Here is a 12,756-nt window from a genome sequence, read left to right as displayed (position 1 = left end):
CACACCATCACGTGGACCTCGGCATTGGCCAGGCCCCTTTCAACAGGAGCCCCCGTTGTCGTCCAGGTCCTCGACCGCGTCGTCCGCATCCATCTGCCCGTCTTCGCGACCCTCGACGAACCACAGCACATCGACCAAAGCCCCGGCTGCACGAGGGGCGCTCAGGGGGCGGTGCGTGAGCTGATGTCTGTTTCCGGGTGAGGCTGGGACAGGGCTGCTATCCAGAGTGCTCGGCCTGCTACTGCTTCCTGGTGAAGCTGCCGGTGTCGGCTTCGGTGAGGATGCCCGGCTTGACCACCCTGACACCTGTCAAGGGCCCGCTGCTCACGGCAACACCGAGGGCCGGCAAGGCTGGAGGATCACCATCCCGTAGTTCCCGGACCGCGCTTGCGCGGCGTGACCGCGACACCGGTCGGCCCGTCGCCGACGGGCACCGTGCCGGTAACCCGCGCGGCTGCCGTGTCGATGACCGACACCGTGTCCGCTTCGAATTCACTGACATAGACGTGGGAGCCGTCGGGGCCGACGGCAAGTCCGTTGGGGCCGGCACCCACCTCGATGGTGTCCGTGACGCCGAGGGTACGGGTGCTGATCACCGACACGCTGTTCGACCCGATATTGGCCACGTAGACGTGGCGTCCGTCAGAGCCGGCGCCGATGCCGGCGGGCTGCACTCCGACCGGGATGCGGGCCGTGACCGTGTTGCCGCGGGTCTCGATCACCGTCAGGTCGTCCGAGATCAGGTCCGAGACGTAGAGCTGACGGCCGTTCGGGGTGAGGGCCAATGCGGTGGGACCGTTGCCCACGGGGACCGTGTCCACGACCGTGTCGGTGTCGGTCCGGACCACTGAGACGTCGTCCGAAGCCGCGTTGGCGACGTAGAGGCGGGAGCCGTCCGGCAGTACGGCCAGGCCCAGGGGCGAGTCCCCCACCTTGACGGTGTCCGTGACCTTCCGCGTGCGGGTGCTGATCACCGAGACGTCGTCCGACCTCACGTTGGCCACGTACGCGTGCCTTCCGTCCGGTGAGATCGCGACCCTGCTGGGCTCGTTCCCCACGGCAATGGTGTCGATGACCGTCCTGGTGCGGGCCTCGATCACCGACACTGTGTCCGCCGCGGAGTTCGTGACGTAGACGTGCGAGCCGTCGGGAGTCACGGCCACGCTGTCGGGCCCGTCACCCACGCGAACACCGTCCACCACCGCGTCGGTGCGTGTGTCGATCACCGAGACCGTGTCGGAGCGGAGGTTCGCGACGAAGGCGAAGGCGCCCGGCCGTGCGAAGGCGTTCGGTGCCGGCGCCGCGAGCGTCCCCGGTGCGCTCGCCAGCGCCGCGAGTGCCACCGCCAGGGCCACGCCCACTCGACGCCCGGTCCCCTGAGTCCGTGTCATGGACCACAAGCTACGGCTCGCGGTACTGGTCAGAGGTGAGGCTCGCCCCGAGGGAAGACCAGGGCGGAGGATCAGGTGCTCGGCCTGCTACTGCTTCCTGGTGAAGCTGCCGGTGTCGGCTTCGGTGAGGATGCCCAACTTGACCAGGCGTTCCAGTTTGGCGCGGGTGCCCTCGATGTTCTTCGGCACCAGTTGGTGGTTGAGGGCTTCGCAGACGTCCCGGGCTCGCAGGAGGCTGATCACGTCGTTGAAGACGGCGAGGATGCGGGGGGTAGTCCGGGTGTTCGGGCAGGTCCGGCGGGGTGGCCGGGAGCCGGTCGGCGAGAGCGGTGACAGCCTTCCGTGGGATCGCGAGGTGTTCGAGGTGGGTCTCGGCCTCCCGCAGCCGGGCCAGCAGGTCGCCGATCCGGGTGCGGAGGTCGTCGGCCGAGGCCCGCGCGGCGTCTTTCTGGATGCCGCGCGCGTCGAGCAGGGGTTGGAGGTTCACACGCTCACCATCTGCGGATCGCGCCAGGTGGGGGTGCTCTCGCCGGTGAGGCGGCGGGCCATGACCTGGGTCATGGCCCAGTAGATGCGGAAGACGGACGGGGCCGGGCGGTGCTCGTAGGCGCGGAGCAGACGCCCGGTGCAGCTCGTGGAGGCGGGGACCCCGGCGGCGGCGTGGACACTCTGGGTGTCCGGGCCCACCAGGGTCGGGTCCTCCAATCGGCGGGCCCTCTCACGGACCTGGCAGCGCAGGAGTTCGTGGATAGCCTGGTCGGTGCCGTCATCCCGCCAGGCGGCGAAGTAGTAACACGTCGCGCTCTTCGGCGGCAGGTCGTGCGGGAGCCACACCCACACCATCAGTCGATGCCAGAACCACCCCAAGCCTCACGAACCGGCCTCTCAGAAGATCAACGGCAGAGGCAGGTCATCCCACGACACGCCACTGACATCAGTCTTCGTGGGACGCCACAAGAAGTGGACCAGAGCTCACTCAACGACCCTGGCCGTTACCGTTGAAGAAGAACGGGCGGGTCCGCTTCCCGTCATAGCCGCGGGGAACCAACGGGTTCCCGTCAGCAGGGGTCCGGTCGGCCACCAAGCGCCCAAGGAACCTGAGGAAGCGTTCCCATCGCGTGTAGACGGCCGGGACCGGCGAGGCAGGAACCTCGCCCTCCGAGCGCACATAATGCCCCCGGTCGGTCCCATTACCTTCCATCGACCGCTCGTCCCGCATCGGAATCTCCCTTGAAGGACCACACAGCGTGGGCAACGTCCGATCCATCATCCTGACAGGCACCGGCAGCTCCGAGCTGCGCGAAACCCTTCACCCCTATTCAGCCACAAACAGAGCAGGGGCGGAACGGTCAACAGCGCCAACGCTCAAAGACCCGCGGACCGGAACAGGCCCACAGCCCCGAAAAAGCCCCACTTGCCGGAACACCGCCACGGCCGGCCCGACCGTCGCACCTCCGCTGCGCTGACGGTCTTCAGCCAACGTCACCCGGTCGCCTGCGCCACGAATGCGCGGGTGTTGCTCCGGGCGGTGACGTGCGGGGGCGGCTCGATGCCGTCCGCGAGCAGGGTGTCGGCCTCCGGTTCGCCCCAGGTCGCGACCAGTGGGAGGACTCCCGCCCAGATTCCGAGGGCGGCGTCGGGGCCGTCGCCGTCCTCCGGGCCGCCGGTGCTCGTCTTGACCGACGCCTCCTCGAGCGAGATGCAGAGCAGCGCGGTCGCCGCCATCTCCTTGGCGCTGGGCTGCCGCGCGTAGTCCCACTGCCCGGGTGTGGCCTGCTCGGTCAGGCAGCGCAGACCCTCCAGCTTCTCCTCCGTGTCCGTGACCAGACGCGGGACGCCGTAGATCATCGCGCTGCGGTAATTGACGCCGTGCTCGAACACCGACCGTGCGAGCACGAGGCCGTCCACGTGCGTCACGGTCACGCACACCGTCGCCCCGGGTGAGGCGACCAGGCTTCGGCTGGCCACGGACCCGTGGAAGTAGAGGTTGCGGCCGTCGCTGCCGTAGACGGTGGGGACGACCATGGGGTACCCGTCGACGACCACCCCCAGGTGGCACATGAAGCCCGCGTCCAGGATCGCGTTGAGCACGGCACGGTCGAGACTTCCCTGAGCCCTCAGGCGACGGTGACGGGTTCGGTCCACCTCCGGCAGCGTGGAGGGAAGTTGGCTGTAGTTCACGTACGCCTCTTTCACAAGTGCGTTATGCATCAGGGGACTTCACGCATGGCGGACGGGCCGGGGCATGCGGCAGGAACCCGCGGACCCGTCGGTGCGATGGACCCGACGCTACCGATATCGCCATTGCTTTGCCAGCATTCAACGAAATCAGTTCATCGAAGGCTGCAACACAACGGAAACCCTCGCCCAGCCTCCACCTCAGGCCTCCCGCAGCGACGAACGCCCCCCTCGCACCCGGCACACCACCCACCTTCAGTTACTTAAAAGTAATATGACGGCTATTCAACTGCCTGTCGCTTCGCTGCCAGACTCCTGCTCTCAGCACGCAAGGAGCCCACTTCAGTGACCGACGCCGCCAGCACCGCCCTGCAGCATCTGCGTGACGTACATGCCTTCCAGTGGTACGTCATACCGCTACTTCTGATCGTTCTGTACGTCTACGCCACCGAGGTGGAGCGGCGTAACTGGAACGTCTTCTTCGCCGGCCTGGCCTTCTGGGGCATGGACTGGTTCAACGAGATCTGGAACGCCCTGGTCTTCCACTTCACCGGACGGGCCCCGGTATGGGGCGCGCCGGGCGGTGATTCGGCCTACCTGATCCTGATCGGCCTGAACATCGAGATCTGCTTCATGTTCGCGGTGTTCGGCGTGGTCGCGGCCAAGTTGCTGCCGGCCGACAAGTCATTGCGCGTGCTCGGCCTGCCCAACCGGTGGGTACTGGCGGGCGCCGGAGCCGCCGCGGCGGTCGGTGTGGAGGTCGCCCTCAACCAGGTGGGCGCGCTCACCTGGGAGTGGTCATGGTGGCGAGCCGGCATGCCCCTGCTGATCTGGCTGATCGGCTACATGCCTTTCTTCCTCGTCAGCTACTGGGTCCACGACCTGCCCAAGGTCAAGTCCAAGGCCATCGCGGTGGGTTCACTGCTCACTCTGGACGCCGTCGCACTGGTCGTCTTCATCTCTCTCGAATGGATCTGACATGCTTCGCTCCTTACTGGCCGCCTCCCTCCTCACGGCGGTGACCCTCGCCCCGGCCACCCCAGCCGCAGCCACCACTGGTCCGTGCCAACTGGCCGGAACCGCGGGCCTGGCCGACCTCATACCGGGCAACAGCACCCTGGGGCTCTCCGCGCTGCAGCCGGCGGCCGTCGAACTGCCGTCGCAGATCAACCTGCGGGGGACCACGGGCACCTTCAACCGACGGTGGTCCTTCGCCCTGCGTGAGGGCCGGATGTACGTCAAGGAAGCCTCCACGACCGGTGGTTGGCGCACGATGGCGCTGCCCGCCTGCCTGGCCGGCCACGTCACCGGGATCTCCGTGGACGACGACGAGCTGGTGGCGCTCGACGAGGGCGGCAACATCTACACGATGGACCATGCCCTCAACGCGCCTTGGACGTGGAACTGGACACACCGCTACGGGGCCCCGCTGTGGTTGGGCGGCGGCAACACCGTCCCGTACCGGTCGGCCCGCTGGACCTGGTCCGTCCTGTCGCCCGGCGAGGACAAGGTGTGGCGCGACACCGCGGGCAACGATCACCCGGCGGGCGGCGCCAAGGTCTCCCACGTCTTCGCGCTCAGCGATGACGGCAGCCGCATCACCTATGTCGACCCCTGGCTCCCCGCCGACCACAGCTACGAGATGTCCACCCCGCTGCGCGGACGCTTCCAGGCCCAGGCGCTGTCCACCGCCGCCTCCACCTCGTTCGTCATCAACCGCTACGGCGACATGTACACGCGCCTGTACGACTTCGACATCGCCGGATCCGACAAGGTCTTCTTCAGCTACTCCTACGAGGACCAGCGCGGCGCGACCTTCCCGAAGATCCAACTGCCCGCTCCGGACTGGATGCGCCAGCCCAAGATCCCCGGACAGGTCACGGACCGGATCTCGATCCACAAGACCGGCGTCGGATCGGACGCCCGGGAACTCCGGGTAGAGGGCAGCGACCAGGGTCACGCCGGCTACTGGAGCAAGACCCTCACCGCATCCCAGTGGACCTTCACCCCCACCGACGAGCCCCTCGAAGGCCATGTCCTTCAGAACACCCCCTCCGACCGCTCCACGGACACCCTCGCGGCGCCCTCCCCCTACCACTTCGCCGGCGCGCTGGGGCAGGCAAACGCCCGCGTCCGCGAGTTCGACGTCGCGGTCGAGGGCACGCCCCTGATCCTGGAGGCGGACGGCCAGGAGCTCCAGCTCACGCTCCACACGGTCGACGGTCTGCGCCAGACCCCCCAGGCTCCGGGGCTCACCTCCCAGCCGAGAAGCTTCAACGGCTCCGTCGAGGTTCCGCAGGCCGTCCTCGACAACCTCGACTCCTACCGCCCCGCCCTGCGTGACCTCGTCCGCGACCGGCTCAAGTCCGCCCGGTTCACTGACACCGACGTCACCGTCACCGACCAGACGATGACCATCGCCCGCCTCGACCTGTCCCTGAACCGCACCTGACGAGCAAGCACCGCCCCTTCCCGACCGGGTGGACGCCGAGACGCCCGGGCGCCTCGACGTCACCGGGCGGGGCGGCGGCGCCCGGCATGCAGCTGGTCAGCGCACGGAAGACGGTGGCGGGGGCCCTGGACGGCCCGGCCGTTCCTTCCGGCCCAGGATGTCCCGGCGCGGGGCGCGGAGACCGTGGCCGGGGTCCCGATGGCGCCCAGCCGGTTCTGCCCGGGCCCGATCCGTTCGGCGTCGGCTCCGGCTCCGGCCTGCCGGGCGGCTTCCAGGCGCCGCTCGTGCTCGCCGCGCTCGCCGCTCGCCCGCCGTGTCCCGCGGCGGGTCGGGCGGCGGGCCCGACGGGCGCCGGTGGGGTACGAGGGGCCGCGGACGGGACGATGGCGCCCGGACCGGGCCCCACGCCTTCGAATCCGTTGTGGTCGACCTCAGCCGGAGGCCGTGTAGGCCATCAGCGCGTCGCCGGAGGAGAGGACGTGGGCGATGGCGAGGCCGGTGTACCGTTCACCGGTTTCGGCAAGTCGTTCCGGCTTCCCAGCCGCCCCGTGGTGAGCCGCGCCCGTCGCGGGAGGAACAGTTCCTACGCCACCGCCGGAGCCGGAGGCGGGCGGGCACGGGCTCGCCGGGGCGGGCCGGTGACGAAGCGCGGGCGGGGTGTGGGGGGATCATGGATGGGTGCGAAACCTTCCAGGGCGTGACCAGGGGGACGAACCGCCCGAGCCCTCCGGACCCGCCGAGGGCATCGCGGGGGCCGGTCAGCGGGCACTCGGCGAGGCCCTGATCCGGGTCTGCGCGACTGCGGGGGCGTCCATCGGCATGCTCTACCTGCCCGACCCCGCCCGGCGCGTCCTGCATCTGGCGATGACCCTGGGCCTGGCCCGTGAGTTCGCGCTGCCCTGGTCCCGGGTGGTCGTGGACGATGCCATCCCGGTGGCCGACGCGGTCCGCGAAGGACGGTTCGTCTGGCTGGGCGGCCAGGAGGAGACCGCCCGGCGCTACCCGCGCCTCGGCCTGGTCCTGCCGTACGACTTCGCCCTCGCCGCCGCCCCGCTCGTCCCCGACCCGGTGCCCGAGGCCGCGGAGCCCACGGGGGCCGGTCTCGTCCTCATGTGGCCCGGCTCCCACGCGCCCTACCTGACCGCCCGGGAACGCGACGCCGTGGACTCGGCCTGCGGCCGTCTCGCGAACCACCTGCGCCGGGCCGCCGACGCCGGACACCCCGTCCGTCCGCCGGCGCACCCGGTCATGCTGCGACCGCTTCCCCCTCCCACGCCCGGACCGGCCGAGGCCGCCGCCGCCATGGCCTTCATCCGCCGGCTGCCCGGAGGCAACTGCGCACTCGATCTGAACGGCACCATCACCTTCATCACCGCCGAGGCGGCAGAGATGCTGGGCGCACCCGTCTCCCGGCTCCGCGGAGCCCTCCCCTGGGAAGCACTGCCCTGGATGGACACCCCCGTCATCGAGGACCACTACCGGGCCGCAGCGATCAGCCGGCTGCCACGCAGCTTCACCGCCGCGCCCCCGATCGGCCGCTACCTGCGCTTCGACCTCTACCCGGACGACACCGGGATCAGCGTGCGCATCACCCCGGTCACCGCCGATGAGCCCCTCCCGCCGCCCACCGCGCCGAGTGCCGTCCCCGCGGAGCCCTCACCGAGCCGGGCCACCGCCCTCTACCAGCTCATGCACCTGGCGGCCGCCCTCACGGAGGCCGTCCACGCCCGCGACGTCGTCGACCAGGCCGCCGATATGCTCGTCCCCGCGCTCGGCGCCCAGGCCCTGGCCCTTTTGGTGGCCGAGGAGCAGCGCCTGCGCATCGTCGGCTTCCGCGGCTACACGGCCGAGCTCATGGCCCGCTACGACGGCATCCCGCTCAGCATCCACACGGCCAGCACCCATGGCCTGCGCACGGGCGAGCCCCTGTTCTTCGCGACCGCCGACGAGCTGGCAGCCGCCTTCCCGAACGTCCTGATCGGGGACGACATGGCGGCGTGGGCCTTCCTGCCCCTCACCGCGTCCGGCCGGCCCATCGGCACCCTGATCCTGGCCTACGCCCGTCCCCATCCGTTCGTCCCCGGTGAACGGGCGATCCTGACCTCCCTCGCCGGACTCATCGCCCAGGCCCTGGACCGCGCCCGGCTCTACGACTCCACCCACCAGCTCGCCCACAGCCTGCAGACCGGCCTGCTGCCGCACGCCCTGCCCGGCGTCCCGCACCTCGAAGTGGCCGCCAGCTACCTGCCTGCGGCGCACGGGCTCGACATCGGCGGCGACTTCTACGACCTCATCCGGATCGACGACACCACCGTCGCCGCCGCCGTCGGCGACGTCCAGGGCCACAACGTGAACGCCGCCGCCCTCATGGGCCAGGTCCGCACAGCCGTCCACGCCACCGCCGGAGCACATCCGGCGGAGGTCCTCGCCCGCACCAACCGCCTCCTGACCGACCTCGAACCCGGGCTGTTCACCAGCTGCGTGTACGCCCACATCGACCTCGCGGCCCGCACCGCCCACCTCGCCACCGCCGGCCACCCGCCCCCGCTGCTGCGCCACGCCGGCGCCCCGGCGAAGATGCTGCACCTGCCGCCCGGACTGCTCCTCGGCATCGATCCGGACGCTTCTTACACGGCCGTCGAGATCCCGTTCGAGCCGGGCACCCTGCTCGCCCTGTACACCGACGGGCTGGTAGAGGTTCCCGGCGAGGACCTGGAAGACGGCATCGCGGCCGTCGCCGCCCGCATCACCGCGACCCACCAACGCCACCCGCTGAGCACGCTGGCGGACGAGCTCATCGGCCAGGCCCTCGGCGGAGCCCCCCGTACCGACGACATCGCCCTGCTCCTGCTGCGCTACGCCCAGGAGGGGCGGCACCCGTGACAGGGCCCGGGAGTACGTCCGGCTCCGGGGCTCCGGTTCGCCGCCCTATTTTTGCGGTGCCCGCTTCCCGGTGTAAAGGCCCACCAGGCGCGGGCCGGGTGGCTCAGCCGTCGCTTCCGAGGCCGCGGTCGGGTGCGCTCATGTCCCCCGTCGCGGGGATGCCGTCGGCGAGCCCGTAGCGCAGATGGACGGTGCCCTTGGGGCCGGCTGCCGGGGGTGCGAGGAGCGTGAGGTTGGTGGGTACCGCGCCGCCGTCGAAGACCTTCTTGCCGACGCCGAGCACGATCGGGTGCAGCCAGAGGTCGAGGCGGTCGAAGAGCTTCTCGCGCAGGAGGGTCTGCACGAGGTCCAGGCTCCCTACGACCTTCACGTGCTGGTGCCGGTCACGGATCTCTCGCACCGCGTCGGCGAGGTCCGGCCCGAGCTGCGTGGATCCGGCCCATGAGAGGTCGGGCTTGCCGCGCGAGGCCACGTACTTGGGGACGCTGTTGAAGAGCGTGGCGAACTCGTTGTCCTCGCCGCCCTCCTGGTGCGGCCAGTAGGCGGCGAAGATGTCGTACGTGCGCCGGCCGAGCAGGAGGGCGTCCGTGCCCTCGTACGCGGCATCGACCTGCGCCCCGGCGACCTCGTCCAGCAGGGGCGCCTGCCAGCCGCCGAACGGGAACCCCACCGGGTCCTCGTCGGGTCCGCCGGGCGCCTGCCCGACGAGGTCGAGGGTCGCGAACATCTCGATGTCGATGAGGCCCATGGCTTGCTCCTGGTGAGTGGGTTGTCTCCGTCAAGAGATAGACCAGCGGGCGCCCGCAAACTCATCGCCGCGACGGAACCGACTTCGTTTGACCCAGCGCCGGGCCTTCCCGCCGTTGCCTGCGCCACGGCGCGGCAGCGTCTGTGGCGTGATGCGGTCCGGGCGTGCCTCGGTGGTGGAAAGGGGGTGGCGGACGGGGCGTTCCCAGGGACGCAGGATTGATGGGGGACGATGTACGCCTCTTGCGTACACCGTCCCCCATGCGTACAGTGTTCACACTGAGAGGACGCTGTACGCATCGAGGGGGAGCAGACATGCCGAAGAACGTGAGCCGGGACGAGCAGGGCAGCCGGGATGCCAAGGGCGCGTGGGGTTCCCGGGATTCCGCCTGCCGGAACCTGGACCTCGCCCACTGGCAGGCGCGCCTCGACGCACTGCGCGCCAAGCACCACGTCCCGGGCGCATCCCTCGCGCTGCTCGTCGACGGGACCGTCCACGAACTGGCCAGCGGCGTGCTGCACCGCGGAACGGGCGTGGAGGCGACGACCGACACGGTCTTCCAGATGGGCTCGATAGCCAAGGTCTACACCGCCACCCTGGTCATGCAGCTCGCAGAATCGGGTGAACTGGACCTGGACGCCCCGGTCGTCGACGTACTTCCGGAGTTCTCGGTCGCCGACCCCGAGGCGACCGGGGCGATCACCACACGTCAGCTGCTCAGCCACACCGGCGGTCTCACCTGCGACTTCACCCACGACAGCGGGCGCGGTGACGACTGCCTCGCCAAGTACGTCGAGGCGGCGAAGGGCGTGGCGCTCGATTGCCCGCCCGGCACCGCGATCTCCTACAGCAGCGTCGGCTACAACGTGCTGGGCCGGATCATCGAGGTGGTGACCGGCAAGGTCTGGGACCAGGCTCTGAAGGACCTGCTCCTGACCCCCCTCGGCCTCACGCACACCATGACGCTGCCCGAGGAGGCGCTGCGGTTCCGCGCGGCCATGGGGCACCTGGGCGAGGCGGGCCAGGAACCGGACCCGGCACCGGAATGGGACATGATGCCCCGTTCGGCGGGCCCCTACGGCAGGGTCATCGCCACCGCGGGGGACCTCGCCCGGCTCGCCCGGATGCACCTGGCCGGCGGCGTGGCCGAGGACGGCACGCGCATCCTCTCCGAGCAGGCGGTCGCGCTGATGCAGCGCCGGGTGGTGGACTGTCCCGACAAATGGACGGTCAGCTCGGACGGCTGGGGCCTGGGTTGGACCCTGTACGACTGGAACGGCGTCCAGGGCTACGGGCACGACGGCGCCTCCATCGGGCAGTACGGCTACCTGCGCGTGGTGCCGGCGGCGGGCGTCGCGGTGGCGCTGCTCACCAACGGCGGTGGCGCGCGGGAGGTGTACGCGGCGCTCTACCGCGAACTCCTCGCCGAACTGGCCGGGGTGACCATGCCCGAGCCCTTCGCCCCGCCGGCCCAGCCGCCCTCGGTCGACTTCGCGCCGCTGGTCGGCACCTACCGGCGCGAGGGCGTGGTCATCACCGTGACGGAGCGGGACGGCGCGGGCCACGCGCTGTACGAATTCGTCGACGGCATGAAGGACTTCTCCGAACCGCTCCGGATCGACCTGCTGCCGGTGACGGAGACGGTCTTCGCCGGTACGGGGGTGGGCGCGGCGTTCAGCGAGGACTACATGCCCGTGGTCTTCTCCACGCTGCCCGACGGCACGGGCTGCGTCTACATCGGCATGCGCTGCGGCCCCAAGACCGCGTAGCACGACGGACGCGCACCGGCGCGGCCGTTCAGGGGGCGCCCGGGGGCGTGAAGACCGGGGCCGGGGCATCGAGCCCGCGCACCAGGTACTTCGTCAGGAGGCGCCCGCTCGCCCTCTCCGCCACGGGGTCGGCGGGCAGCGGCCATCGGAGCTGCTCGTACAGGTCGATCCGGTACAGGTCTATGGTCGCCTCGACCAAGTCCGCGAAGGTACGGGCCCGGGCGGGGAGGAGGACGAGGCAGGTGCTCGTGACGACCGTGAGGCTGACCGGCAGGGCCCATGGGGTCCAGACGGTGAAGGCCGAGAACAGCAGGCCCCACAGGAACCCGGCGACCGCGCCGTCCAGGGCCGTCCGTGCCGCGATGAGGTCCGTCCTCGCCTGGCCGGGGAGGAGCAGCCACATGTGGGGCCAGACCGCCACCGGGTCCAGGCCGTACTTGTCCACCGGGCGGCTCTCCCCGGCGCGGAGGATGTTGCCCACCCGGGTCGGCATGTAGCGGTCCGGCCGGCTGGGCCAGTCCCGGCGCCGGCGGTCCAGGTGCTGGAAGCGGGCCAGCTGTTCCGGCGTTGCCCGCCCTTCCGCGACCTCGTCCGCGAGCTCGTGGAGCTCGGTGAGGACACGTCGTGCCGATCCCCCGGTCCCCCGCAGCAGCAGCGGCCGCAGGAAGGCGACCGGCCGGGGCAGATAGCCCTCGATCAGCCGCAGCGTGCCCTCGATCGCCCAGCCCACCACCACGCTGCTCGTGGCGACGCCGAGGAGCAGGGCGAGGAGCGTCGCGATCTGACCCGCGGCGGACTGGCGCTGGAGCCAGGTGCCGAGGTCGGAGAGCCGGTGCCAGCCGCCGTGGGCGAGCAGCCAGGCGAGCAGCCCGCCCGCCCAGAACACCAGGGCCGGTCCGGCCGCGGACGCCCACCGGTCGGCGAGTTTGCCGCCGACCGACTCCCAGAACTTGCCGATCACGCGGGGCCGGCTTCCGAGCGCGTCAGCCGCCCACCGTGCCTGGGGCATTCGGGGATCTCTTCCCCGACGTCGAAGCGGTACCAGACGAGGTCGCCCCCGGGGCAGTGGAACCGGTCGACGTCGACGATCTCGCCGTCGCCGGAGAGCCGCACCTCCCGGACGCGGGGCGGTCGGTGTTCCGGATCGGCGAGAACGGCCGACGCGAAGGCGCGCAGTGTCGCGTCGGCCGAGAAGGCGGTCGCGAGCTCCTCGTCGACGTCTTCGCCCCGCGCGGCGCGGACCAGCAGCGAGTCGAGGAGCTGGTCCATCCGGACGGCTTCGTCGGCCCCGAGGAGTTCCTTGAGGTATCCGCGGACTGTCCTGGCGGTCATCAG

Annotated in this window: 10 protein-coding genes and 1 pseudogene; 4 read left to right on the top strand and 7 right to left on the bottom strand. The window is 70.7% G+C overall.

The annotated features are described in order from the left end of the window. Positions 1 to 359: 359 nt before the first annotated feature. The 4 genes and pseudogenes from OG295_RS36600 to OG295_RS36585 all read right to left on the bottom strand — a co-directional run bounded on the left by OG295_RS36600 (position 360) and on the right by OG295_RS36585 (position 3,602). A complete protein-coding gene (locus OG295_RS36600) occupies positions 360 to 1,391 on the bottom strand; it encodes a beta-propeller fold lactonase family protein (RefSeq protein WP_371680979.1) in 1,032 nt (343 codons plus the stop codon). A gap of 87 nt (positions 1,392 to 1,478) precedes the next feature. Continuing rightward, positions 1,479 to 1,634: a hypothetical protein gene (locus OG295_RS36595; RefSeq protein ID WP_371680978.1), complete on the bottom strand. Its 156-nt coding sequence runs from the start codon at positions 1,632 to 1,634 to the stop codon at positions 1,479 to 1,481. Between the two features lie 240 nt (positions 1,635 to 1,874). After that, positions 1,875 to 2,228 (bottom strand): annotated as a pseudogene (locus tag OG295_RS36590) (hypothetical protein); the annotation flags it as partial. 645 nt (positions 2,229 to 2,873) lie between these two features. Next, on the bottom strand, positions 2,874 to 3,602 hold the full coding sequence (locus OG295_RS36585; protein ID WP_371680976.1) for a pyridoxamine 5'-phosphate oxidase family protein: 729 nt from the start codon (positions 3,600 to 3,602) through the stop codon (positions 2,874 to 2,876). A gap of 312 nt (positions 3,603 to 3,914) precedes the next feature. Here OG295_RS36585 and OG295_RS36580 point away from each other — a divergent pair, with 312 nt between their 5' ends. From OG295_RS36580 to OG295_RS36570, 3 genes are all read left to right on the top strand, one after another. Beyond that, on the top strand, positions 3,915 to 4,547 hold the full coding sequence (locus OG295_RS36580) for a hypothetical protein (protein WP_371680975.1): 633 nt from the start codon (positions 3,915 to 3,917) through the stop codon (positions 4,545 to 4,547). Position 4,548: 1 nt separating this feature from the next. Continuing rightward, the gene (locus tag OG295_RS36575; RefSeq protein ID WP_371680974.1) at positions 4,549 to 6,021 is read left to right on the top strand and encodes a hypothetical protein; all 1,473 of its coding nucleotides are present in this window, start codon (positions 4,549 to 4,551) and stop codon (positions 6,019 to 6,021) included. A 678-nt stretch (positions 6,022 to 6,699) separates the two neighbouring features. Beyond that, positions 6,700 to 8,904 carry a SpoIIE family protein phosphatase gene (locus OG295_RS36570; RefSeq protein ID WP_371680973.1) on the top strand — a complete coding sequence of 735 codons (2,205 nt, stop codon included), beginning with the start codon at positions 6,700 to 6,702 and terminating at the stop codon, positions 8,902 to 8,904. A gap of 103 nt (positions 8,905 to 9,007) precedes the next feature. Here OG295_RS36570 and OG295_RS36565 read toward each other — a convergent pair whose 3' ends face one another. Then, the gene (locus tag OG295_RS36565) at positions 9,008 to 9,652 is read right to left on the bottom strand and encodes a dihydrofolate reductase family protein (protein WP_371680972.1); all 645 of its coding nucleotides are present in this window, start codon (positions 9,650 to 9,652) and stop codon (positions 9,008 to 9,010) included. A 314-nt stretch (positions 9,653 to 9,966) separates the two neighbouring features. Here OG295_RS36565 and OG295_RS36560 point away from each other — a divergent pair, with 314 nt between their 5' ends. Then, positions 9,967 to 11,421, top strand: a complete 1,455-nt coding sequence (locus OG295_RS36560) for a serine hydrolase domain-containing protein (protein WP_371680970.1) — start codon at positions 9,967 to 9,969, stop codon at positions 11,419 to 11,421. A gap of 28 nt (positions 11,422 to 11,449) precedes the next feature. Here OG295_RS36560 and OG295_RS36555 read toward each other — a convergent pair whose 3' ends face one another. Together OG295_RS36555 and OG295_RS36550 are read right to left on the bottom strand one after the other, a co-directional pair. Then, positions 11,450 to 12,382: a hypothetical protein gene (locus OG295_RS36555; protein ID WP_371680968.1), complete on the bottom strand. Its 933-nt coding sequence runs from the start codon at positions 12,380 to 12,382 to the stop codon at positions 11,450 to 11,452. Further along, positions 12,379 to 12,753: a hypothetical protein gene (locus OG295_RS36550; protein WP_371680967.1), complete on the bottom strand. Its 375-nt coding sequence runs from the start codon at positions 12,751 to 12,753 to the stop codon at positions 12,379 to 12,381. Before OG295_RS36550 ends, OG295_RS36555 begins: the two co-directional genes overlap by 4 nt. Between the last annotated feature and the right edge of the window lie 3 nt (positions 12,754 to 12,756).

This window comes from Streptomyces sp. NBC_01276 (genome assembly GCF_041435355.1).
GTDB lineage: Bacteria > Actinomycetota > Actinomycetes > Streptomycetales > Streptomycetaceae > Streptomyces.
This window is presented reverse-complemented; position numbering and strand designations above follow the sequence as displayed.

Bases quoted from the DNA above. Each gene is read 5' to 3' on its own strand.
- OG295_RS36550 (WP_371680967.1), bottom strand. From the start codon at position 12,753: ATGACCGCCAGGACAGTCCGCGGATACCTCAAGGAACTCCTCGGGGCC.
- OG295_RS36585 (WP_371680976.1), bottom strand. From the start codon at position 3,602: ATGCATAACGCACTTGTGAAAGAGGCGTACGTGAACTACAGCCAACTT.
- OG295_RS36575 (WP_371680974.1), top strand. From the start codon at position 4,549: ATGCTTCGCTCCTTACTGGCCGCCTCCCTCCTCACGGCGGTGACCCTC.
- OG295_RS36560 (WP_371680970.1), top strand. From the start codon at position 9,967: ATGCCGAAGAACGTGAGCCGGGACGAGCAGGGCAGCCGGGATGCCAAG.
- OG295_RS36600 (WP_371680979.1), bottom strand. From the start codon at position 1,391: ATGACACGGACTCAGGGGACCGGGCGTCGAGTGGGCGTGGCCCTGGCG.
- OG295_RS36565 (WP_371680972.1), bottom strand. From the start codon at position 9,652: ATGGGCCTCATCGACATCGAGATGTTCGCGACCCTCGACCTCGTCGGG.